This window comes from Pseudomonas sp. A6 (assembly GCF_052367875.1).
GTDB lineage: Bacteria > Pseudomonadota > Gammaproteobacteria > Pseudomonadales > Pseudomonadaceae > Pseudomonas > Pseudomonas citronellolis.
In genome coordinates this window covers 1,380,256-1,396,255 of the sequence record NZ_CP198970.1, presented here as the reverse complement: position 1 = coordinate 1,396,255, position 16,000 = coordinate 1,380,256, and the positions used below count along the sequence as shown (strand labels likewise).

The window sequence follows — 16,000 nt, the reverse complement described above, 5'->3', positions numbered from 1 at the left end:
CGTCAGCTTGTAGGCAATGACCTCAATCTGACATCAGACAATTCTAATTGTGATGCCTATCGCAATTTTGCCCCTCAAGCTTCCAGCAACCCGCTGGCCCGCTGCACCCGCCGCTCGATCGCCGCCTCCAGCACCCACTGGCCGCGCCCGGCGCTGGCCAGGCTGAACCAGCTGCGCGCGCGGGTGATGCCGGTGTAGACCAGCTCGCGGGTGAGGATCGGGTTGAGCGCGTCGGGCAGCACCAGGGCGGCGTGGGTGAATTCCGAGCCCTGGGACTTGTGCACGGTCATGGCGAACACCGTTTCCACCGCCTGCAGGCGGCTGGGCAGCACCCACTTGATGCCGCCGCGGCCGTCGGCGAAGGCTACGCGCAGCGGCCATTTGCGTTCGCCGCCCTCCTCCCGGGGCAGCGCCAGGGTGATGCCGATGTCGCCGTTCATCAGGCCCAGGCCGTAGTCGTTGCGCGTGACCAGCAGCGGACGGCCGAGGTACCAGGCGCCGCCGTGGGGCTGGATCAGCCCCTCATCCTGCAGCAGGTCGGCGATGCGCAGGTTCAGCCCGTCCACGCCCCAGGGGCCGCGGCGCAGGGCGCAGAGCACCTGGAACTGGCCGTGGGCGGCGAGCACGCGCCCGGCCCAGGCGTCGAAGTCTGCCTGGGCGGCGTCCGGCGCCGGGCGGGTGTCGCGCAGCACCTGCAGGTAGTGGCGGTAGCCCTGGGGCGGGGCTACATCCGGGCGGGCGGCGGCGTCGAGGAAGTAGCGGCCGCCGCCTTCCACCACCAGTTCGCGCAGGCCGCGGTCGTCGCGGGCGTCCAGGGCCAGGCGCGCCAGGTCGGCGTAGCCCTGTTCCCAGACCGCGCGCATGGCCGCCACGTCGCCGGCGTTGACCGCCTCGGCGAGCTGGCCGATGCCGCTGGCGGAACTGAAGCGGTGGCTGTGGCGGAGCATGGCCACGGCCTGGTCGAGGGGCTGGCCGTGGGCGTCGAGCAAATCATCGTCGACGTGCTCGCCGCTGACTGCCTGCAGCCAGTCACGAGTGGCCGCGCGATAGTGGCCTTCGCGGGCGCGGCTGCACAGTTCGCCGAGCACCGCGCCGGCTTCCACCGAGGCCAACTGGTCCTTGTCGCCGAGCAGGATCAGCCGCGCCTTGTCCGGCAGCGCGCCGAGCAGCGCGGCCATCATTTCCAGGTCGACCATGGAGGCCTCGTCCACCACCAGCAGGTCCAGCGCCAGCGGGTTGCCGGGGTGGTGGCGGAACTGGCGGCTGTCCGGGCGGCTGCCGAGCAGGCGGTGCAGGGTGGTGACTTCCTTGGGCACCTGCTGGCGTATCTGCTCGCCGTTGGCGAAGGCGCCGAGGTCCAGGCGGTCCACGGCGTTAGCGATGGATTCGTTGAGCCGCGCCGCCGCCTTGCCGGTGGGCGCCGCCAGGCGGATGCGCAGCGGCCGGCCACCCTCGCCGCCCAGGGCCAGGCTCTGCAGCAGCGCCAGCAGGCGCACCACGGTGGTGGTCTTGCCGGTGCCGGGGCCGCCGGTGACGATGCCGAAGGCGTTGCCGGCGGCCAGGGCGCAGGCCAGTTTCTGCCAGTCCGCCGGGGCGCCGGGGCGTTTCGGGAAGAGCGCGTCCAGGGCCTGGCGCAGGGCATCCATCGGCAGCGCCGCGCGCAGGGCCTCGCCGCGGGCCAGGCGCTGGTCGATGCCGGCGCGCACCTCGCGTTCGTACTGCCAGTAGCGGCGCAGGTACAGGCGCGGGCCAGCCAGCACCAGCGGCGTGGCGCCGGGGCCCTCGCCCACCAGGCGCGGGTCGGCCAGGGCGGCCTGCCAGGCGGCCAGGTCGAGGCCATCGAGCAGTTCGCCGGGCAGCGTCAGCGGCGTGCCTTCCAGTTCGCCGTCTGGCGGCAGCGACAAGGCGAAGCGGCTGTCGGCGAGGGTCGCGGCCAGGTCCAGGCACACGTGGCCGCGGCCCAACTGGTGGCTGGCCAGGGCGGCGGCGAGGATCAGCAGCGGCTCGGCGTCGGGCGCCTGTTCCACGAGGAAGGCCGCGAAGGCGCGGTCCAGCTCGCGCAGCCAGCCGCGTCCGGCCCATTGGCCGAGCAGTTCCAGCAGTTGCTCGCGGGTCATGCCGGCACCTCCTCGGCGTGCTGGCTGAACAGCGCTTCCAGCGCCTCCATCAGCGCCTTCGGCGGGCGCTCGTGGAACACGCCGTGCTCGCCGCCGCGCAGGAACAGGTAGAGCGCGCCGCCGACGTGGCGGTCGTAGTCGTAGTCCGCCAGGCGCGCCTTGAGCAGGCGGTGCAGGGCGAACAGGTAGAGCGCGTACTGCAGGTCGTAGCGGTGCTCCAGCACCGCCGCGCGCAGGGCCGGCGCGGTGTAGGCGGCGGCGTCGGGGCCGAGCCAGTTGGATTTGTAGTCGGCCACGTAGTAGCGCCCCTCGTGTTCGAAGACCAGGTCGATGAAGCCCTTGAGCATGCCGCCCAGCTGCGTCGGCTGCAGCGCCGGGCGCGCCTCGCCGGGCAGCACGTGGGCGCGCACGGCGGCGTCGAGGCGGGTGCTGTCGGTGGGTTTCACGGCGAACCAGAACTCCATTTCCTTCTGGTAGCTGGCCAGCGCCGCCAGTTGCACCGGCGCCGCGCCGGGCACCGCCAGGCTGGCCTGGAGGAAGGCCGGCAGCCACTGCGCCAGGGGCTCGATCCAGGCTTCCCAGCCGCGCAGCTGGCAACGCCGGGCGATCAGGTCGCGCAGGGCCTCGGGTTGCTCCGCCACGGCGGCGAAGTCCTCGTCGGCGGCCCATTCCAGCAGGCCATGGAGGAAGCTGCCGGGGTTGGGCCCGCGCGGGAAGGCGTGCAGGCTGCCGGCGGCCGGCGCGGCCTGGGCCAGTTCGGCCGCGGCGCTGTCGGCGTCGCCTTCGCGCAGGGTGGCTTCCTCGGCGCTGATGGGTTCGCTGGCCGGCGCCGGCGCATCGCCTTCGGCGTCCAGGGTGGCCAGCGCGGAATAGCTGGCGATCCACCATTTCTCCGCCACCCGCCGCTGCGGCTCGCGGGCCTGGCCGAGCTGGCCGGCGCGGGCCTCGTCGTAGGCCGTGGCGTCCACCGCCGGCACGGGCTCGATGCGGATGCCGGGGCAGCCGCCGCCCAGGGCCTGCAGGCAGCCGGCGAAGCCGTCCAGGGCGATGGCCGCGCCGCCGCCGAGCAGGTAGCCGAAGGCGCCCTTGTGCAGCTCGGGGTTCTTCGCGTTGCCCGCCACCAGCGGCGCCACGCCCAGCCACAGAGCGTGGCGGGCGCGGGTCAGGGCCACGTAGAGCAGGCGCATGTCCTCGCCCAGGCGTTCGTCGTTGGCCAGGCGGTAGGCGGCCTCGGCCAGGTCCTTGCCGCGCGCCAGTTCGATCACCTTGCCCTCCTCGCCCTGGAAGCTGGGCGGCGTCTGGCTCTTGCCGTCCAGCTCCTTCCAGCTGCAGATGAACGGCAGCAGCACCAGCGGGTATTCCAGGCCCTTGGACTTGTGGATGGTCACCACCTTGATCAGGTCGGCGTCGCTTTCCAGACGAAGGATTTCCTCGCTCGACGGGCTGGCCAACTGCTCGGCCAGCACCCGCAGCAGGGCGTGCTCGCCGTCCAGCTCGGCGGCCTCGCGCTGCAGCCATTCGGCCAGGTGCAGCAGGTTGGTCAGGCTGCGCTCGCCGTCGGCGCGGCGCAGCAGCCGCGCCGGCAGTTCGAAGTCGGCCAGCAGCCGGCGCAGCATGGGCAGCACGCCCTGCTGCTGCCACTGGCTGCGGTAGTCGCGGAAGCGCATGAGCATGCCTTCCCAGAACTGTTCGTCCTGGTTCAGCCGTTCCAGGGTCTGCCAGCCCAGGCCCAGAGTGCGGGTGGCCAGGGCGCTGCGCAGCAGGGCGTCGTTGCCCGGCTCGGCGCAGGCGCGCAGCCAGTGCAGCAGGTCGCCGGCCTCGGGGCTGTCGAACACCGAGTCGCGGTCGGACAGGTAGACGCTGGCCAGGCGCCGCGCCGCCAGTTCCGCGCGCACCGCCTCGGCCTCGCTGCGCCCGCGCACCAGGATGGCGATGTCCGCCGGGCGCAGCGCCCGGCCCGTGCCATCGGCCTTGTACAGCCCGGCGCGGCCCTGCTGGGCCAGGCTCAGCCAGTGGCGGATGGCGCTGGCGGCGCCGGCGGCCATCTGCTCGCGGTAGAGCCGGCTGCCGACCACCTGGCCGTCGTTCTCCAGCTGCCAGAGGGTCAGCGCCGCGGCTTCCTCGCCGTCGATCAGCAGGCGCTCGTCGCGTCCCTTGGCGGCCACCGCCTGGAACGGCACCGGGTTGTCGCCCTGCGCGGCGAAGCGGAAGGCGCCGCGCTCGTGGCCCTCGGCGAAGGCGAAGCAGTGGTTCACCGCCTCCACCACGGCGAGCGTCGAGCGGTAGTTGGTGCCCAGGGTGTAGTGGCGCCCGGCGGTGGCGGCGCGGGCGCGCAGGTAGGTGTGGATGTCGGCGCCGCGGAAGGCGTAGATCGCCTGCTTGGGGTCGCCGATCATGAATAATCCGCAGTCGCGAGGATTCTCGGCGATGCGGTAGATGCGCTCGAAGATGCGGTACTGCAGCGGGTCGGTGTCTTGGAATTCGTCGATCAGCGCCACCGGGAACTGCTCGCGGATGCGCTCGGCCAGGTGCTCGCCGCCGGGGCCGGCCAGGGCGCGGTCCAGGCGCGCCAGCAGGTCGTCGAAGCCTAGTTCAGCGCGGCGCTGCTTCTCCGCCTCCAGGGCGCGGCTGATTTCCCCCAGGGCGTGCAGCAGCAGTTGCGGGGCGATGTCCGGCTGCTGCTCGGCGGCCTCCAGCCAAGCATCGATGGCCTGGAACGCGGCATGCTCGGGCACCGGCGTCTTGCCCTTCACCTTGATCCGCGTCTGGCCGAAGCGGGCGAGGTTGTCCGGCGCCGCGCCGCCCAGGCTCCAGGCTTCCAGCGCCTGCAGCCAGCCTTCGAAGACGGCGTCGTCATCCTTGTTGCGGTAGCTGTTGCCGTTGAGCTGCGGGCGCAGGTCGATCAGCAGCTGGCGCAGGCCCTGGGCATCGGTGGCCCAGGCGGCGCGGGCCTGTTGCTCCAGTTCGTCCAGGCGCGCGTAGAAGGCGCCGGTTTCCTCCAGCAGCTCGCGCAGCGAGCCGGGCGCGCTCAGTGGCTGGTCGGCATAGCGGAAGCCGGCCTCCTGTTGCGCCAGCAAGGGCTGCAGCAGGCGCGCCAGGGCTTCGGGGCCGCCCTTGTAGATGTCGCCGACCACCTTCGCCGCCGGCGCCGGCAGCGGGTAGAAGTTGCGCCGCCAGTAGTCGCGCACCACTTCGGCGAGCAGTTCGCTCTGGTCGGTGATCAGGTCCTGGGTGAACAGGCTGCCGCTGTCGAAGGCGTGCTCGCGGAGCATGCGGTAGCACCAGCTGTGGATGGTCGACACGGCGGCCTCGTCCATCCATTCGGCGGCCAGGCGCAGCAGGCGCGCGCAGCCGGGCCAGCGCTGCTCCGGGTAGCTGGCGCGCAGCTCCACCAGCAGCGCATCGTGCTGCAACGCCGGCTCGGCGAAGCAGGCGGCGGCCTCGCCCAGGCGCGCGCGGATGCGTTCGCGCAGCTCCTGGGTGGCGGCGTCGGTGAAGGTCACCACGAGGATTTCCGGCGGGCTCAGCGGCCGGCCGAAGGCCAGTTCGCCGCCGTGGTCGAGCACCAGGCGCAGGTACAGCAGGGCGATGGTGAAGGTCTTGCCGGTGCCGGCGCTGGCCTCGATCAGGCGGCTGCCGTGCAGGGGGAATTCCAGGGCGCGCAGTTCGCGGCTCATTGGCCTTGCTCCTCGTCGTCGCGGCGTTGCAGCAGCTGGTACAGCGGGCCGTAGAGGTTCTCGGCCCAGGTGGCGAATTCACCGCTGGCGTTGAGGCTGGCGAAGTCCGGGTAGACCCGCGCCAGCGCCGGCGAGGAAGCTGCCTCGCCGGTGCTGCCGAAGCCGCCGTCGTAGCGCTTGGCCGCCTCGCTGGCGGCGCGGGCTTCGTCACCGCCGGCTCCCAGCCAGGCGAAGGCCGCCTTGCAGGCCACCGGTAGCGGCCGGCGCAGGCCTTCGAGCCAGGCGGTGATCAGCGCGTCCAGGTGACCGCGGGCGATCTCCGCGGTCAGCGGCGGCAGTTCCAGGGTGCCGGTCTGGCTGACCAGCAGGCTGTGCACCGGCGCGCCGCACAGTTGCAGGCCCAGGTGGCGCACCCAGTGGCGCACCAGGCTGTGCCACTTGTAGCCGCGGCCTTCGTGCAGCTTGCCGCTGACCAGTTGCACGCTGGCCCAGTGGCCCTCGGCGTTGCGCCGCAGGCCGCCGAGCCAGTCGCCCAGCTCCACGCCGCTGGCCGCGTGGCTGTGGATAAGCTCGCGCTGGCCTTCCTCGGCCTCGCTCCAGTGCTCCAGTTCCTCGCGGTAGCGCGTCAGCAGTCCGCCCAGCGGCGCGCTCAGCTCGCGGGCACTGAAGGCGCCGAAGGCCGCCAGCGGCAGGCGCCCCTCGCCGCGCAGGCGCGCCAGCTGCCCCACGATGCGGCCGGGCAGTTCGCCGTCGGCCCAGTGCTGCTCGATCCACGGGCGCAGGCGCTCGCACAGTTCGAACTGCAGCTGCCAGACCTGCAGGCCGTCGAGGGCGAAGGTTTCCTCGTCGTGGCCGGTCAGGTCTTCCTCGGCGAAGCGCACCTTCAGGCGCTGCTGGAAGAAGGCGTTGACCGGGCTGGCGAGGAAGTCGGCGAGCACGCGCAGGCCGATGGGCGCGTCCGGCAGCAGTTCGGGCAGCGGCGCCTCGGCCTGTGCCGCCGGCTCGTCGTCGCGGTGCACCTCGCGCCATTCGCGGGCGTAGGTGTAGAAGCCGTCGACGCCCTCGCCCCGGCCTTCGAAGTAGCGGCGGCTGAAGGGTTGCAGCGGATGTTCGGTGGTCAGCGCGTGGAGCAGCGCCTTGCCGTCGCCGGGCTGGCCGGGCAGCGACCAGCCGGCCGCCAGGTGGTCGCGCAGCTGGCCGATCAGCACCGAGGGCGGGCGCTCGCTGTTGTCGCGGATGCTGCGGCCCACCCAGCTGACGTACAGCTGGTCGCGCGCCGAGAGTACGGCTTCGAGCAGCAGGTAGCGGTCGTCCTCGCGCCGCGAGCGGTCGCCGGGGCGGTAGTCGTTGCGCATCAGGTCGAAGTCCAGCGGCGGCTGCTGGCGCGGGTAGTCGCCGTCGTTCATGCCCAGCAGGCAGACCACGCGGAAGGGAATGGCGCGCATCGGCATCAGCGTGCAGAAGCTCACCGCGCCGGCCAGGAAGCGCTGGTTCAGGCCGCCGGCGTCGAGGCCGCCGAGCCAGGCCTCGCGCACCACCGACAGCGGCAGAAGTTCGCCGAAGGCGGCGCGCCCGCAGGTTTCCAGCCAGCGTTCGAGCAGTTGCAGCAGTTGCTGGCGCAGCAGTTCGTCGTGCTCGTCGCGGGTCAGGAAGAAATCGTCGAGCAGCTGGCGCAGGCGCTCGCGCCAGACCTCCGGCGGCGCCGGCTCGGCCAGGCGTTCGCAGGCCTCGGCCAGGCGCTGCAGCAGGCCGGCCAGGGGGCCGAGCACGGCGGCGTCCAGGCCGCCGATCTCGGCATAGGGCTGGATGCCCTGGAAGGCCTCGCCCTCGCCCACCGCAAAGCCCAGCAGCATGCGCCGCAGGCCGAAGCGCCAGGTGTTGGCCTCTTCGGCGGCGGGCAGGCCGAGATCTTCGCGCTGCCCGCCGTCCAGGCCCCAGCGCACCCCGGCGCCGTCGATCCAGCGTTGCAGCAGCGGCAGGTCGGCCTCGCCGATGCCGAAGCGCGCGCGCAGGGCGCCGACGTCCAGCAGGTCGAGGATCTCGCTCACCGCGAAGCGGCTGTCGGGCAGTTGCAGCAGGTGCTCCAGGGCCACCAGCAGCGGCTCGCGGCCGCGCTGGCCCTGGTCGGCCAGGGTGAAGGGGATGAAGCGCCGGTCGTCGCGCCCGAGCTGGCCGAACACCGCCTGGACGTGCGGCGCGTAGGCGTCGATGTCGGGGACCATGACGATGACGTCGCGCGGGCGCAAGGTGGCGTCGGCATCGAAGCGCGCCAGCAGCTGGTCGTGCAGCACCTCCACCTCGCGCTGGGCGCTGTGGGCCAGGTGGAAGCGGACGGAGCGGTCCCGCGCCGGCTCCAGCGCCGGCCATTGCCCGCGGGTCTCGGCCAGCGGGCGCAGTTCGAGGATGTCGTCCTGCAACTGGCCGAGCAGGTGCGCCGGTGATTCCTCGCTGAACAGGTCGATGCGCCCGCCGCTGACCTCGCCGAAGCGGCTGCGGTAGCTCTCGGGGTTGTCGTACTGGTCGAGCAGGTTGATGTAGTCGCGGCCCTGCTTGCCCCAGGCCGCCAGCAGCGGCTGGGCGTACTGGTGCTGGAGGTCGTCGTCCAGCTGCAGCGGCACGCCGGGGCGGCGCTGCTGGCGGCGGTATTCGTGGCGCAGCAGGTCCTTGTCGGCGACGATATCGGCCCAGTGGTGGCGGCAGGGGTTGTGCACGCACAGCAGCACCTGGGCCACCTGCGCCAGCGCGGCCAGGGCTTCCACCGTCTGCGCCGGCATGGCGGAGATGCCGAACACCACCACCCGGCGCGGCAGGCCCCTGGGCGGCGCGCCTTCGCGCAGGCGTTCGAGGAAGCGCCGGTGCACGCCGGCGCGGCTGCCGGCCAGGCCGTCGTCGCCCACCTCCGCCAGCAGAGCGCGCCACAGCTCGGCCTGCCAGCGTTCGTCGTCGTTCAGCGGGCGAAGGTTGCCGCCGGCGGTGCGCAACTGGTCGCGGTGCTCGCTCCAGTCCTCCAGCCAGTCGGCGCGGTACACCTGATACTGGTCGAACAGGTCGGCCAGGCGCTCGGCCAGTTGGTAGCGCTTGCGCAGGTCGGCGTCGTCGGCGAGGAAGCGGCGCAGGGCCTGGAATTCCTCGCGCGCCAGCAAGGTCGGCAGCAGGCGCATCAGGCGCCAGGTGAGCGGCGCCTTGTCCAGCACCGAGACTTCCGGCACCTGGTCCTTGCCCAGCGCGCCGCGGTAGGCGCGCCAGAGGAACTGCGCGGGCAGCTGCACGTCCAGCGCCGCGGTGATGCCGCAGCCGCCGTCGGCGACGTCGCGGCCCAGGGCCAGTTTCAGCCACTGGGCGATGCCGTTGCTCTGCACCAGGATGGTTTCGCTTTCCAGCGGCGCCAGCGGGTAGCGCGCCATCCAGGCCACCAGCAGGTCGCGCAGCGCCTCGGGGTGGTTGCCGTGGATGACCATCAGGCCGGGGCTCAGGGCTTCGCTCATCGTTTCTCCAGGTTTGCCGGGGGGCCCGGCAATTTGAGCAGAAGCCGGGGTGGGGTGGGAGGGTTTTTCCTGCGAGGGGGGGATTTTATCGGGGTGGGGCGACGGTCTGTGTCGCTAAGCGCGTGCTTCGATCTTGAACTCGTCATTCCCGCGAACGCGGGACGCGGCTCCATCGCGAACAGCGCTTGCGCTGGCCCGAAGGGGAATAACCCAGTTGCCTTGGCTTGGGTGTTTCTGCGCCGCTCCGAGTTTGCCCGGCCTTCTTGTTTCGCCCCCTCGGGCGAGTCCCTTTTGTCAAACGGTGGAAGGCCACCCCCGCAAAAAGGAACCAAAAAGGCTTGCCCCGCATACGGGCCCGACAGAGTCGGGCTACCCTCGCGAATTCCCCCGCCACGGAGGCCCGCCCCGAGGGTACGTCCCTGTAGCCCATCGGGGCTCTCGCGACATCCATGTCGCATGACCTCCTGAGCGCGGGTTTCGCTCGGCCTTCTGAAGGGGCGTTCCGGAGTGCGCGGATGTTTCTCTGGAAGACTCAAGAGCAAAAGCCAGAGCAGAGCTGCTTTGCTCTTCGTAGGAGCGAGCTTGCTCGCGAACCCCGCAGTCACTGGGTTCCCGCGTTCGCGGGAATGACGGGGTGAGGTTAGGGAGTATCAGGCTGACTCCAAACTCCCCACCCACTCCGAACAGCCCCCTCTCCCTTCAGGGAGAGGGTTGGGGAGAGGGCGCTCTTGAACTCAGCACCTAAATCTCTCGGGAAATCCGTAGGTTACAAGGAAGCACGGACGTAGGAGCGGACTCCGTCCGCGATTGGGTTCACCGCCCACGCCGGACGCCCCGGTGGCGCGGCCAACGGCGGATAACCGCGGACGGTTATCCGCCCTACGATGGACGCGAATCACCCCGCCCCAGGTACTCTTCCACCTCCTCCGCCAACCACTGGGCAAACACCGCCACCTTGGTCCGCGTCTCCTCCCGCTGCGGCCACACCAGCCAGTAGGGGTAGGCGTAGGGCGCGCTGACCTCGCCCAGTTGCACCAGTTCGCCGCGGGCCAGGGCGCCGGCCACCAGGCTGCGGCGTTCGACGCTTATGCCCAGGCCCAGGCGCAGGGCTTCCACCACCAGGTTGGAGTCGTTGACGGTGAACAGGCCGTCGCCTTCGGGCAGCGCCACGCCCGCCGCCTGGCACCAGGGCAGCCAGGATTCGAAACCGTGGATCAGCGGGCCGGCGAGGATCTGCTGCGGCGTGCGCGGCAGGCGCCCGCCGTTGAAGTGCGGGGCACAGACCGCCAGCAGTTCGTCGTCGAACAGGCGTTGCTGGGCCAGGCCCTCCCAGTGCCCCTGACCGATGCGGATGGCCACGTCGGCCAGGCCCTGGCGCAGATCGATCACTTCCAGGCTGGCCAGCAGGCGCAGGCGGTATTCGGGATGACGCTGACGGAAGCCCGGCAGGCGCGGCAGCAGCCATTGCTGGGCGAAGGACGGCAGCACCGCCACCACCAGTTCCCCCTCGCTGGGCCGCGCCCGCGCCAGGCGCGTGGCTTCGGCTATGTCGCGCAGGGCGCGGCGCACCTGCAGGGCGTAGAGGCGGCCCTCCTCGCTCAGGCGCAGGCCGCGGCCCTCGCGCTGCAGCAGGGTGACGCCGAGCAGTTCCTCCAGCTGGCGCACCTGCTGGCTGACCGCCGAGTGGGTGACGTGCAGCTCGGCGGCGGCCTGGGTCACGCTGCCGAGCCGGGCCACGGCCTCGAAGCTGCGCAGCGCGGACAGGGGTGGATAGGCGCTCATGTAAGTTCCGCTAACCCTTGCAGTTATAAATCGTCGATTTTTTCCGGCCTTTCCAGCCGCTAGATTTAGCGACAGCAGCGCTGCCATGCGGCCTTCGCAGCCGGCCACCCCATGTAATCTCCAATAACAGGATGCCTCCATGCAACTGATCGGAATGCTCGACTCGCCCTACGTCCGCCGCGTGGCCATCAGCCTGCGCCTGCTGGACGTCGACTTCAGCCACCGCTCGCTCTCGGTGTTCCGCCACGTCGAGGAGTTCCGCGCCATCAACCCGGTGGTCAAGGCGCCCAGCCTGGTGCTGGACGACGGCCAGGTGCTGATGGATTCGAGCCTGATCATCGACCTGGCCGAACACCAGGCCGGGCGCAGCCTGATGCCCGCCGAGCCGGCCGAGCGGGTGCGCGCCACGCGCCTGCTGGGCCTGGCCCTGGCGGCCTGCGAGAAGGCCGTGCAGCTGTACTACGAGCTGCAGCGCGACGAGGCCCGCCGCGACGCCGCCTGGTACGCCCGGGTGGACCAGCAGCTGCGCGCCGCCTGCGCCGGCCTGGAGCTGGAGCTGCTGACGCAGCCGCTGCCGCGCGACGGCCGCCTGGACCAGGCTGGCCTGAGCGCCGCCGTGGCCTGGACCTTCATCCAGCTGGTGCATGCCGAGCGCGTGGCCGCCGGCGACTACCCGGCCCTGCGCGACTGGACCGCCTACGCCGAGACGCTGGAGGCGTTCAAGGCCTTCCCACCGGTGTGAGCCCCGCGCGGGCGCGCCCACACTTCACCGATATTGCACTCAAACAGCAATAACATTCATTGGATATGGATCGTCACGCTGTCTAGGATGGCCGTCGGCCTCGCCCCTGCGACGAATCGCCGCTCGACCAACCATAAGGAAGCGCCCGCCCGACCGGCCCAGCCCGGAATCGTGATGCGCGGTGCCTGCGTGACATGCATCCATTGACTGCCCCCCTTCCCGGCGCCTCCCGCGAGGTGCCGCGATGAAAGCCGCTGCCTTCGGCGCCTGGCTGCACCGCCTGGCGCCCTGCGCCGGCCCCTCGTCCAACCGCGACTGGCTGCGCGCGGTGCTCGGCTGCGGGTTCGCCCTGGGCCTGTGCATGCCCTTGTGCGCCTGGCTGTTCGGCGTCGACACCATGCTGCGCATCGGCCCGCCGCTGGCCGCCTCGGCCCTGCTGGCCATCGCCGTGCCGTCCAGCCCGCTGGCGCAGCCCTGGTCGCTGCTGGGCGGCAATCTGGTGGCGGCGCTGGTGGGCCTGCTGCTCGGCCACTGGCTCGGCCACAGCTGGCCGCAGGCGTCGCTGTCCATGGTGGTGGCGGTGCTACTGATGCTCGGCCTGCGCTGCCTGCATCCGCCGAGCACGGCCATGGCCTTCAGCCTGGCCGTGGGCGGGCCGCTGGTGGACCAGCATCTGCTGCACCTGCTGCTGCCGGTGGGCGTGGCCTCGCTGGCGCTGATCGGCTTGGCCCTGGTCTACAACAACCTCACCCGCGCGCCCTACCCGCGCAAGCTCGCCGTCCCGGCCAGCAACCCGCACCTGACCGCCGACCCGCTGCCCGGCGAGCGCCTGGGCCTGCACGCCGACGACCTGGAAAGCGCCCTGGCCAGCGCCGGCGGCTTCGTCGACGTGACGCCCGAGGACCTCGAACGCCTGCTGCTGGCCGCCGAGAAGCACGCCAGCGAACGCCTGCTGGGCGGCATCCGCGCGCGCGACATCATGTCCCGCGACATCCGCTCGGTCAGCCCGGACGCGCGCATCGAGGAAGCCTGGGGCCTGCTCGACAAGCACCACCTCAAGGCCCTGCCAGTGCTCGACCGCGGCCACCTGGTGGGCATCCTCACCTTGAGCGACCTGTTCCGCGGCCAGCGCCGCCTGCGCTCGCCCTTCGGCCAGCGCGTCGGCAACCTGATGACGCACCGCGTGCAGTCGCTGCGCGAGGACGCCCAGCTGCCGGAGCTGATCCAGCTGCTCTCCGACCAGGGCCGGCACTGCCTGCCGGTGGTCGACGGCGCCGGCCGGCTGGTCGGCATGCTCAGCCAGACCGACCTTATCGCCGCCTTCCGCCACCTCTGGCTGCAGCCGCAGGTGCAGGCCGAGCGCGCCCTGCAGGTGGCGGTCTAGGCCTCGTAGTCCCAGCGCTGCGACCAGTCGATGTCCCCGGCCACCACCTCGCGGAGGATGGCCAGGGCGTTCTGCAGCGCCGGCGAATCCTTCTCGCGGGAATACACCAGGTAGGTCGGGTAGATGAATTCCGGCGCCAGCGGCACCCGCTCCAGCACCCCGGCCTGCAGGTAGCTGTGCACCACCCGCGTGCGGAAATAGCCGCTGCCGCCGCATTGCAGCAGGTGCTGCAGGGCCAGCGGGCCGAGGCTGAAGCTGGTGGCGGCGTGGGCCCGGTCGGGCAGCGCGGCGTCGTGCTGGCGGCGGAATTCCTCGCCCCAGTCGATGTAGATGTAGGGCTCCGGCTGCTGCGTCGAGCGCACCAGGATCAGCTTCTCCTCCAGCAACTGCTCCACCTGCATGCCCGGCCAGTAGTCCGGGCGGTAGACCAGCGCGGCGTCGAGCACGCCCAGCTCCAGCTGCTTCTGCAGGCGCTCGCCGCTGCCGATCTCGGCGTGCAGGGCCAGGGCTGGCATGCGCTGGCGCAGGCGCACCGTCCAGGCGAGCATCAGCGGGTTGCTCAGGCTCAGCTCGCCGCCGATGTTGAGCACCTCGCGGTAGCCCGCCGGCAGCGGCAGGTCGCGGCGCGCCGCGTCCCAGGTCTGCACCAGCTGGTTGGCGTAGCCGAGGAAGCGTTCACCATCATCGGTCAGCCGGGCGCCGGCGCGGCTGCGCTGGAACAGCCGGCAGCCCAATTGCGTCTCGAGGTTGTGCACCCGCGCGGTGACCGTGGTCTGGGTCACGTGCAGGCGCTGCGCGGCGGCGACGAAGCTGCCGCCACGGGCGATTTCCAGGAAGGTGCGCGCCAGTTCGATGTCCATGGGAAGCGGTCACGGCGGGGGAAGCCGCAGTCTAGTCGAAGTCCAGTTCCTCGTGGCGCTGGCGGGTGAAGCGCAGCAGCCAGAGGCAGATGAGGAAGCCGCAGGCGGCCAGCAGCGCGGCCACCAGGAAGATGCTGGCGTAGTCCGAGTGCGCGGCCACCGCGCCCATCAGCGGGCCAGCCAGGCCCAGGGCCAGGTCGAAGAACAGCGCGTAGGCGCCCAGCGCCGAACTGCGGCTGGCGGCGGGAATGCGCAGCACCGCCTCGACGCCCAGCGCCGGGTACACCAGCGACAGCCCGGCGCCGGTCAGCGCCGTGCCGAGCAGGGCGAAGGCCGGGCTAGGCGCCTGCCACAACAGCAGCAGGCCGGCGCTTTCCACCAGCAGGCAGAGCACCGCCACGTTGAAGCCGCCGAAGCGGTTGATGGTCCAGGACAGCAGCAGCCGCGCGCCGACGAAGCTGATGCCGAACAGGCTCAGGCACCAGGCCGGGTCGGCCCAGCCGCGGCTGCCGTAGTAGAGGGTGATGAAGGTGGCCAGGCTGCCGAAGCCGATGGAGCCCAGGGCCACGCACATACCGTAGGGCAGTACCCGGCCGAGCACGGCGAAGAAGGCCATGCGCGTGCCGGCGATGATCGGCGCCGGCGCCTTGCCGCGGGCCAGCAGCAGGCCGAGCCCGGCCAGCGCCAGGATGCCGGCGCCCAGGCTCCACAGCCCCAGGTGCGCGGCCATGCCCACGCCCAGCGGCGCGCCCAGGGCGATGCCGCCGTAGCAGACGATGCCGTTCCAGGAGATCACCCGCGCGGTGTTCTGCGCGCCGACCCGGGCGATGCCCCAGCTCGCCGTGCCGATGCCCATCAGGCCCTGGGCGAAGCCGATCAGCAGGCGGCTGCCCAGCAGCAGCGCCAGGCTCGTCCAGACCAGCGCCTGCAGGCTGGTGGCCAGCAGCACCAGCGCCCCGCCGCCGGCCAGGCTGAGCAGGCCGTAGATCACCGCGCGTTTGGCCCCCAGGGTGTCGGTCAGGCGCCCGGCCAGCGGCCGCGAGGCGAGGGTCGCCAGGTATTGCGCGCCTATCACCAGGCCGGCGGTGGTGGCGTCGAAGCCCAGCTCGTGGTGGACGAAGCCGGGCAGCACCGGCAGCAGGAAGCCGATGCACAGGAACAGCAGGAAGGTGAAACCGACGATCGAGACGATCTGCAGGGTGATGGCGTGCGGACGCTGCTCGGGAGAGCTCATGAACGGGCCTGGCGCGAGGGGATGTCAGGGACTGCGCCATCATTGCCCGGCGCCGGAAAAATTGAAAGCCACCTATCGATTCCGCGGCCGACCGGCCCGCGCCGAACGCCTATAGTTGATGCACGACCGACCACAGGAGGCCCGCCATGGACACCACACCCCACACCTTCACCGAGCTGTTCAAGCAACTGGGCCTGCCCAGCGGGCGCCAGGAGATCGACGCCTTCCTCGCCGCGCACCGCCTGCCCGCGGACCAGGCCCTGGCCGACGCGCCCTTCTGGAACGAGGCCCAGGCGACCTTCATCCGCGAGGCCCTGGAAGAGGACTCGGACTGGGCCGAGGAAGTCGACGAACTGGCCGCGCGGCTGTCCCACTGAGCTACTTCAGGTAGGAACGCAGCACGCTCATCACCTGGTCGAGGTCTTCCGCGCGCTGTTGCGGCGTGCGCGCCTCGGCCGCCAGGTGCTCGCGCAGGTGCCCTTCCAGCACCTCGGCCATCAGGCCGTTGACCGCGCCGCGGATCGCCGCGATCTGCTGCAGCACCGCGGCGCAGTCGCCCTCCTCCTTCTCCAGCGCGCGTTCCAGCGCCTCGCTCTGCCCCTTGATGCGGCGGATGCGGGTGAGCAGCTTGCGTTTGTCACGGATGGTGTGGGCCATGGGCTGACGTCCTGAAAGTATACTGGGGTATAGTATCTGAAAATGACTCCGGGACATTTTCG

General features: G+C 71.5%; 10 protein-coding genes. 3 read left to right on the top strand and 7 right to left on the bottom strand.

The window, feature by feature from the left end:
- Positions 1–74 precede the first annotated feature (74 nt).
- The 4 genes from recD to ACTWJ5_RS06315 all read right to left on the bottom strand — a co-directional run bounded on the left by recD (position 75) and on the right by ACTWJ5_RS06315 (position 11,061).
- Positions 75–2,117: an exodeoxyribonuclease V subunit alpha gene (gene recD, locus ACTWJ5_RS06330; RefSeq protein ID WP_444437821.1), complete on the bottom strand. Its 2,043-nt coding sequence runs from the start codon at positions 2,115–2,117 to the stop codon at positions 75–77.
- Positions 2,114–5,794, bottom strand: a complete 3,681-nt coding sequence (gene recB / locus ACTWJ5_RS06325; RefSeq protein WP_444437819.1) for an exodeoxyribonuclease V subunit beta — start codon at positions 5,792–5,794, stop codon at positions 2,114–2,116. The genes recD and recB overlap by 4 nt, the downstream gene beginning before the upstream one ends.
- Positions 5,791–9,279 carry an exodeoxyribonuclease V subunit gamma gene (gene recC, locus ACTWJ5_RS06320; RefSeq protein ID WP_444437817.1) on the bottom strand — a complete coding sequence of 1,163 codons (3,489 nt, stop codon included), beginning with the start codon at positions 9,277–9,279 and terminating at the stop codon, positions 5,791–5,793. Before recC ends, recB begins: the two co-directional genes overlap by 4 nt.
- A gap of 879 nt (positions 9,280–10,158) precedes the next feature.
- A complete protein-coding gene (locus ACTWJ5_RS06315; RefSeq protein WP_061560804.1) occupies positions 10,159–11,061 on the bottom strand; it encodes a LysR substrate-binding domain-containing protein in 903 nt (300 codons plus the stop codon).
- A gap of 139 nt (positions 11,062–11,200) precedes the next feature.
- On the opposite strand from ACTWJ5_RS06315, the gene ACTWJ5_RS06310 reads away from it, so the two are divergent.
- Both ACTWJ5_RS06310 and ACTWJ5_RS06305 read left to right on the top strand, forming a co-directional pair.
- The gene (locus tag ACTWJ5_RS06310) at positions 11,201–11,803 is read left to right on the top strand and encodes a glutathione S-transferase family protein (RefSeq protein WP_253391513.1); all 603 of its coding nucleotides are present in this window, start codon (positions 11,201–11,203) and stop codon (positions 11,801–11,803) included.
- A gap of 244 nt (positions 11,804–12,047) precedes the next feature.
- Positions 12,048–13,187 (top strand): HPP family protein, encoded by a 1,140-nt coding sequence (locus tag ACTWJ5_RS06305; protein WP_074982961.1) that lies wholly within the window; start codon positions 12,048–12,050, stop codon positions 13,185–13,187.
- On the opposite strand, the gene ACTWJ5_RS06300 is transcribed toward ACTWJ5_RS06305, so the two are convergent.
- On the bottom strand, positions 13,184–14,047 hold the full coding sequence (locus ACTWJ5_RS06300) for a LysR family transcriptional regulator (protein WP_043272399.1): 864 nt from the start codon (positions 14,045–14,047) through the stop codon (positions 13,184–13,186). The genes ACTWJ5_RS06305 and ACTWJ5_RS06300 overlap by 4 nt on opposite strands.
- A gap of 31 nt (positions 14,048–14,078) precedes the next feature.
- Positions 14,079–15,281 (bottom strand): MFS transporter, encoded by a 1,203-nt coding sequence (locus tag ACTWJ5_RS06295; RefSeq protein WP_444437813.1) that lies wholly within the window; start codon positions 15,279–15,281, stop codon positions 14,079–14,081.
- Positions 15,282–15,427: 146 nt separating this feature from the next.
- Between ACTWJ5_RS06295 and ACTWJ5_RS06290 the strand changes: the two genes are divergently transcribed.
- Entirely contained in the window at positions 15,428–15,658 is a 231-nt protein-coding gene (locus ACTWJ5_RS06290) for a DUF2789 domain-containing protein (protein ID WP_444437812.1), read from the top strand.
- A gap of 1 nt (position 15,659) precedes the next feature.
- Here ACTWJ5_RS06290 and ACTWJ5_RS06285 read toward each other — a convergent pair whose 3' ends face one another.
- Positions 15,660–15,938 carry a metal/formaldehyde-sensitive transcriptional repressor gene (locus ACTWJ5_RS06285; RefSeq protein ID WP_074982956.1) on the bottom strand — a complete coding sequence of 93 codons (279 nt, stop codon included), beginning with the start codon at positions 15,936–15,938 and terminating at the stop codon, positions 15,660–15,662.
- Positions 15,939–16,000: the final 62 nt, after the last annotated feature.